The organism is Pseudoxanthomonas sp. LjRoot204_2 (assembly GCF_056175765.1).
The window spans coordinates 1-6,042 of sequence record NZ_JBGFFG010000201.1; the positions used below are offsets into that span (position 1 = coordinate 1).

Here is a 6,042-nt window from a genome sequence, read left to right on the forward strand (position 1 = left end):
GGTCGGCACCACTGAAGCCGGGCGTACCGCGCGCGATGACCATCGGCTCGACGTCGTCGGCCAGCGGCAGCTTGCGCATGTGCACGCGCAGGATCTGCTCGCGGCCCTTCACGTCAGGCAGGCCCACGGTCACCTGGCGATCGAAGCGGCCCGGGCGCAGCAGCGCCGGGTCCAGCACGTCGGGACGGTTGGTCGCGGCGATGAYGATGACGCCTTCGCCACCTTCGAACCCGTCCATCTCGACCAGCAGCTGGTTGAGGGTCTGCTCGCGTTCGTCATGACCGCCGCCCAGGCCGGCGCCGCGATGGCGGCCGACGGCGTCGATTTCGTCGATGAAGATGATGCACGGCGCATGCTTCTTGGCCTGCTCGAACATGTCGCGCACGCGGCTGGCGCCGACRCCGACGAACATCTCGACGAAGTCMGAACCGGAAATGCTGAAGAAAGGGACCTTGGCTTCGCCGGCGATGGCCTTGGCCAGCAGCGTCTTGCCGGTGCCGGGCTGGCCGACCATCAGCACGCCGCGCGGGATCTTGCCGCCCAGCTTCTGGAACTTGCCGGGGTCGCGCAGGAATTCGACCAGCTCGCCGACTTCCTCCTTCGCTTCGTCGCAGCCGGCGACGTCGGCGAAGGTGACCTTCACCTGGTCCTCGCCCTGCAGCTTGGCGCGCGACTTGCCGAAGGACATCGCGCCCTTCGCACCGCCACCGCCGCCCTGCATCTGGCGCATGATGAAGATCCAGAAGCCGATGATCAGCAGCACCGGCAGGAAGTTCAGCAGGATGGCCGTCAGGCTGATGCCGCTGGGCGGCTCCTTCTGGGTCATCTCGACCTTCTTGAGGCGCAGGTCGCTTATCAGGTCACGGTCAAACGGCGCATTGATGGTCTTGCTGTCGCCGTTGCGCAGGGTGTAGGTGATCTCGCCGACGCCGCTGCGGGCATCGCCGCCGAACTCGACGCGCTGCACGTTGCCGCTGTCGACCTGGTCGAGGAAGTCGGAATACGTGGTGCCGCCCGCCATGGCCGCCGTGCCGGCGCCCTTGGGGGAGAAGCTCTGGAAGACGACCATCAGCACGACGGCGACGACTACCCACAGCAGCAGATTCTTGGTCAGGTCGTTCATCCTCATCGGCTCCGGTATTCCTCTTTGCGCTTGCGCACGTTACGTGACCTTACTTGATTTGGATCCGCTTGCCCTGTCCCAGGGCGTACACCTCGGGGGAGCGCTTGCGGGAGGCGTCCGGCTTGCGGATCGCCACCTTGTCGTAGCGGCGACGCAGCTCGCGGATGTAGTCGTCGGACCCGGCCCCCTGGAACAGCTTGATCAGGAAGGCCCCGCCCGGCTTCAGGTGGTCGTCGGCGAATGCCATCGCCAACTCCGCCAGATGCATCATCCGCGGCTGGTCCACCGCATCCACACCACTCTTATTGGGGGCCATATCGGACAGCACAAGGTCCACCCGGGCACCGTCCAGCATGGCTTCCAGCTGCGATAGGACGCTGTCCTCCCTGAAATCCCCATGAAGGAAGTCCACGCCGGCCAGCGGCGGCATGTCCAGGATGTCCATCGCGACCACACGGCCGCTGTCCCCCATCGCCTGGCGGACGAACTGCGACCAGCCGCCCGGGGCGGCGCCCAGGTCCACGACGACCATGCCCGGCTTGAGCAGGCGGTCGCGTTCCAGCAGTTCCTCCAGCTTGTACGCCGCACGCGAACGCAGGCCCTCGGCCTGGGCCTTTTTCACGTAGGGATCGGAGAAGTGTTCCTTCAGCCAGCGCTGGCTGCTCTTGCTGCGGGTGGCCATGGCGGCGAGGTCTCCGGGCACGCTGCGACGGGAGCCGCCGGAGCCGTTCGTGGGGGTGGCCATGATACCCTGATCGCCCTTTTCGACCCGTACCGTGCCGCATGCCTGTTGCCCTGACCGCTGCCCAGACCCGTTTCCTGCGCGGCCAGGCCCACGACCTGAAAGCGCTGCTGCAGATCGGCAACAAGGGCGTCACCCCGGCCTTCATCGCCGAGCTGGACGCGGTGCTGGAACAGCACGAACTGATCAAGGTGAAGGTCGCCGGCGAGGATCGCGACGCCCGCGACAGCATGATCGAGGACCTGGCCGACAAGGTCGACGCCGCCCTCGTGCAGCGCATCGGCCACACCGCCGTCCTGTACCGTCCGAGCAAGGAACGCCGGCACATCGTGCTGCCGCGCGGCTGATCCGTCACGCAGGTCGCCTGCCATGCAGCTGAGCCACGAACTGCCCGATTACGCCTTCGCGCTGCGCGCCGCGGACGGCCGGACCGCACGCGTGAACGACCGCGTGCTGGCGACCAGCTTCATCCTCTCGCCCCAGCAGCTGGTCGAGGACTGGCCGGTGCACGACAGCGCCGCGCTGGCGCCGGACGACCTGGCCCCGCTGCTGGCGCTGCAGCCGGAAGTGATCCTGCTGGGCACGGGCGAGCGCCAGGTGTTTCCGCCCGCGTCTGTCATGGCCGCCTGCCTGCGCCAGGGCGTGGGCCTGGAGGTCATGACCAATGCCGCGGCCGCCCGCACCTTCAACGTACTGGCCGGCGAATCGCGCAAGGTCGTGGCTGGTTTCCTGCTCGCATCGGCCTGATCTGGCCGCCGCGATGCGGGGCCGGTTCCTGCTGCCTGCCCTGCTGCTCCTCGCGGCATGCGCTCGGCCGGTCCCGGCTCCGGATGCCACCCAGCGGTACGACGCCTGGCGTGCGAAGGCCGACGCGCGGGCCCTGACGGCCTATCAGCGCACGTTGACCGATGCCGGCGTGGGTCGGGTCGTGCCGATCTCCGCGCTGCTGCGCTCCAGCCGTCGCTGGCAGGCCTGCGATGCGCCGGAATTCCTGTTGCCCCCGCCCGACCGCGCCGCGGCGATCGTGCCTACCCTGCGCGTGGTCGCGCAGTTGCAGGCGATGGGAATCGTCGAGGGAAGCCGGGCGCGTTCGGGTTACCGGTCGGTGGAGGTGAACCGCTGCGCCGGCGGCAGCGCCCGCAGTCGGCATCTGCTGAACAATGCGCTCGATTTCGACCTTGCCGACTACCGTCGCGTGGCCGCGCTATGCCACTTCTGGCGCACGCAGGGGCCCGCGCTGGCGATGGGGCTAGGGTTCTACACGCCGACCAGGATCCACATCGATACGGCCGGGCACCGAACATGGGGCACCGACCATCGGCGCGGCACCTCGCTGTGCGTCACCGCCGAGGATCAGTCCGGCGAGCGCGCCAGCCGCACGCGGACGCCGTAATGGTCCGAGGGCCAGGCGCCGGTCGCGTCGGGCCGGTCGAGGATGATGTCGGCGTCGACGACACGGAACGCATCGCGCTGGGCGAACACGTGGTCGATGCGGATCGGCGCATGGCCGAGGTGCGGATTGAGCGTGGTGTGCGTCGGGTCGTTCGTATCCACGCCCGCGTGCGCGTCCGCATAGGCGTCGACGAAGCGCGTGCGCAGCGGCGCGAGTTCGGACGCATCGGCGCGCGTGTTGAAGTCGCCGCCGATAATCGAGGGGGCGTCGCCCGATGTCTCGCCGATCAACGCCAGCACACCGCCGATCTGGTCTGCCCGGATCGCCCCGCCGGTCGGCGTGTGGTGCAGGTGGGTCACGTAGACATTCAACGGACGGCCCCCGACCCGCGTGCGCACCCAGCCGGCGGTACGGTAATCGTCCAGTGGGGACAGCTTGACCTCCCGAGACTGTTCGATCGCCCCCTTCACCAGGATCGCATTGCCGTAGCGCCGGGCCTGGCCGGCCGCGTCGGCGGAAAAGAAGCGGTACCGGTAGCCGAGTCGGGCGGCGAGCGTCTGCGCCTGGTTCGGTAGCGCGGCGTCCTGCAGCACCTCCTGCAAGACGATGATGTCGGGTGCCAGTGTCGCCAACTCGGCGACGATCATGTCCTGCCGGTGCGGCCAGTCCTGCTTGTCGTGCCAGAGATTGAGCGTGACCACGTCCACGTGCGATTGCGTGGGTACCTCGCGGGGACGCTGGCACGCGGCGAGGATCCCCGCTGCGAACACGACAACCGCCAGCACCGCCGGTGTCCACCTTGCCATCGCCCCGCCCTGGACGACGTTCACCGCGGCGGGAGGTACTGGAGTGGATCCACCGGCTTGCCGTTGTGGCGGATCTCGAAGTGGAGCATCTCGCGCGAAGCGCCACTGCTTCCCATTTCCGCGATCTGCTGGCCGGCCTTGACGTTCTGGCCTTCGTTGACCAGTCGCTTGCGGTTGTGGCCGTACGCCGACAGCCAGGCCTCACTGTGCTTGACGATGATCAGCTCGCCGTAACCCACCAGCCCTGCGCCGRAATAGACCACCACGCCATCCGCGGCGGCGCGGACGGCCTGTCCGCTGCTGCCCGCGATGTCGACACCCTGCTTCGTCGCGTCGCCGGCGACATACCGACCGATCAAGTGCCCCTCGGCAGGCCAGCGCCAGCTGAAACCGCTGTTTGCGGGCGCCGGCGCTGGGCGGGTGACCGGCGCTGGCGGCGGTGCGGGACGCGTGGTCGTGCCGGTCGCGGGTCGGGCGGCCGTCGTGGTGGTCGTCGCGGGACGACTGCCGCCGGTGCCGGGGAACAGCTTGAGCGACTGGCCCGGATAGATCGTGTAGGGGGCAGCGAGGTTGTTCCAGCGCGCCAAGTCGTTGACGTCGATGCCGTTGCGGAACGCGATGCCGTAGAGCGTGTCGCCGCGCTGCACGCGCACCGTGGCACCGGGCTTGGCCTGGGACGCCTTGCGCGTGGTCGACGATGCGGTGGGCTCGCGCACCACCGTGGTGGAGCAGGCGCCCAGCACCGCGAGGGCGATGCCGGCAAGGAGCGCGCGCGCGATGCGGTGGCGTGGACGAAGCGTCGTGGTCATGCGGTCGTTCGTTTCCTCACAGGGCGATGGCCGCCGGCCTCAGCCGGCCAGGCGCTGGAACAGTTCGCGTGCCGCCACCCCGCCCCCACCGATCAGCACGCTGAAGTAGACGATCGTACCGATGTTGGCCAGGTGGCCCATCAGGATCGCGCCGCCATCGCGCTGGATTAAGCCGATGGCGTACAGCAGCAGCGCCAAGGCTGGCAGGGTATTGCTGAATGGCACGAATCCAAAAGGCGCCATCAACAATAGGGCAGCGAGGATGAAGGCGAGGTTGTTGAAGACGCCTTGCCCCGGCCCGTCGACGAAGACACGCAGCCGGTGCGGACGGCTGATCCTTTCCATCCGGCGTACCCAGACCAGCCCACCGGTCAGGCCGGGGCGCAGGCGATCGGCCGGCAGCGCCTTGTGCTTGACGCGTTGTGGCAGCCACAGCGGGCGGTTGAACAGGCGGCTCACGCCGACCAGCAGGATCGCCGCGCCGAACACGGTGCTGACGCCCGGGATCGACACGGGGATCAGGAACACCAGGGTCAGCAGGATGGTGAGCAACAGCAGGCCTTCGTCGCTGAACACATCCAGCAGTTCGCCCAGGCTCAGCGCGTCGGGGGGCAGGCGCTCGATGATGCCGGCCAGCTGCTCTCCCAGCGATGCCGGATGGTTCGGCGATCCTTCGTCGGGACGCGGATGGGTCATGCCGGTCAGTCCAGGGTGCCGGACAACAGCGGCACGAACACGACGGGCGCCAGCGTCGTTTCCTCGATGCTGCCGTCGGCGCGCTTCACCAGCCGCACGAGCGATTGCGAGCCGCTGCCGCCGACCGGTGCGACGAGATGCCCGCCGATCGAGAGCTGTTCCACCAGCATCGGCACCAGGGCCGGCGCGGCGGCGGTCACGATGATGGCGTCGTAGGGACCGTGCTCTACCCAGCCGATGCGTCCGTCGTCGTGCTTGCTGCGGACGTTGAAGCCCATCTGCCGCAGTCGCTTGCGCGCCTGACGCAGCAGGTCGCCGATGCGTTCGACCGTGTACACCTCCAGCCCGAGGATCGCGAGCACCGCGGCCTGGTAGCCCGATCCTGTGCCGATCTCCAGTACCTTCTTCGGCGCCGCTTCCAGCAGGACCTCGGTCATGCGCGCGACCACCCACGGCTGCGAGATGGTCTGGCT

At 68.5% G+C, this 6,042-nt stretch carries 9 protein-coding genes; 3 read left to right on the plus strand and 6 right to left on the minus strand.

From position 1 onward, the window contains the following. Together AC04L7_RS10705 and rlmE are read right to left on the minus strand one after the other, a co-directional pair. Positions 1-1,123 (minus strand): ATP-dependent metallopeptidase FtsH/Yme1/Tma family protein (locus AC04L7_RS10705; RefSeq protein WP_475512980.1); only part of this gene is annotated, 1,123 nt, incomplete at its 3' end. Between the two features lie 49 nt (positions 1,124-1,172). After that, entirely contained in the window at positions 1,173-1,805 is a 633-nt protein-coding gene (gene rlmE, locus AC04L7_RS10710) for a 23S rRNA (uridine(2552)-2'-O)-methyltransferase RlmE (protein WP_296280950.1), read from the minus strand. Positions 1,806-1,906: 101 nt separating this feature from the next. Between rlmE and yhbY the strand changes: the two genes are divergently transcribed. Genes yhbY through AC04L7_RS10725 form a run of 3 tightly spaced genes read left to right on the plus strand, consistent with a single transcriptional unit; the run spans position 1,907 to position 3,258 of the window. Beyond that, positions 1,907-2,212 carry a ribosome assembly RNA-binding protein YhbY gene (yhbY, locus tag AC04L7_RS10715; protein ID WP_299341361.1) on the plus strand — a complete coding sequence of 102 codons (306 nt, stop codon included), beginning with the start codon at positions 1,907-1,909 and terminating at the stop codon, positions 2,210-2,212. 22 nt (positions 2,213-2,234) lie between these two features. After that, positions 2,235-2,612, plus strand: coding sequence for an Mth938-like domain-containing protein (locus AC04L7_RS10720; RefSeq protein ID WP_435997500.1), 378 nt, complete (start codon positions 2,235-2,237; stop codon positions 2,610-2,612). A 13-nt stretch (positions 2,613-2,625) separates the two neighbouring features. After that, complete coding sequence (locus tag AC04L7_RS10725; RefSeq protein ID WP_435997498.1) at positions 2,626-3,258, plus strand: D-Ala-D-Ala carboxypeptidase family metallohydrolase; 633 nt, start codon at positions 2,626-2,628, stop codon at positions 3,256-3,258. Here AC04L7_RS10725 and AC04L7_RS10730 read toward each other — a convergent pair. The 4 genes from AC04L7_RS10730 to AC04L7_RS10745 all read right to left on the minus strand — a co-directional run. Then, on the minus strand, positions 3,219-4,064 hold the full coding sequence (locus tag AC04L7_RS10730; RefSeq protein ID WP_435997496.1) for an endonuclease/exonuclease/phosphatase family protein: 846 nt from the start codon (positions 4,062-4,064) through the stop codon (positions 3,219-3,221). The two genes, AC04L7_RS10725 and AC04L7_RS10730, sit on opposite strands and share 40 nt — an antisense overlap. Positions 4,065-4,084: 20 nt before the next feature. Continuing rightward, positions 4,085-4,873 (minus strand): peptidoglycan DD-metalloendopeptidase family protein, encoded by a 789-nt coding sequence (locus AC04L7_RS10735; protein ID WP_475512981.1) that lies wholly within the window; start codon positions 4,871-4,873, stop codon positions 4,085-4,087. A gap of 39 nt (positions 4,874-4,912) precedes the next feature. Continuing rightward, entirely contained in the window at positions 4,913-5,569 is a 657-nt protein-coding gene (locus tag AC04L7_RS10740; RefSeq protein WP_435997492.1) for an exopolysaccharide biosynthesis protein, read from the minus strand. Positions 5,570-5,574: 5 nt separating this feature from the next. After that, positions 5,575-6,042: protein-L-isoaspartate O-methyltransferase family protein (locus tag AC04L7_RS10745; protein ID WP_475512982.1), on the minus strand; the 468-nt coding region annotated here is incomplete at its 5' end.

Bases quoted from the DNA above. Each gene is read 5' to 3' on its own strand.
- rlmE (WP_296280950.1), bottom strand. From the start codon at position 1,805: ATGGCCACCCGCAGCAAGAGCAGCCAGCGCTGGCTGAAGGAACACTTC.
- yhbY (WP_299341361.1), top strand. From the start codon at position 1,907: ATGCCTGTTGCCCTGACCGCTGCCCAGACCCGTTTCCTGCGCGGCCAG.
- AC04L7_RS10720 (WP_435997500.1), top strand. From the start codon at position 2,235: ATGCAGCTGAGCCACGAACTGCCCGATTACGCCTTCGCGCTGCGCGCC.
- AC04L7_RS10725 (WP_435997498.1), top strand. From the start codon at position 2,626: ATGCGGGGCCGGTTCCTGCTGCCTGCCCTGCTGCTCCTCGCGGCATGC.
- AC04L7_RS10730 (WP_435997496.1), bottom strand. From the start codon at position 4,064: ATGGCAAGGTGGACACCGGCGGTGCTGGCGGTTGTCGTGTTCGCAGCG.
- AC04L7_RS10740 (WP_435997492.1), bottom strand. From the start codon at position 5,569: ATGACCCATCCGCGTCCCGACGAAGGATCGCCGAACCATCCGGCATCG.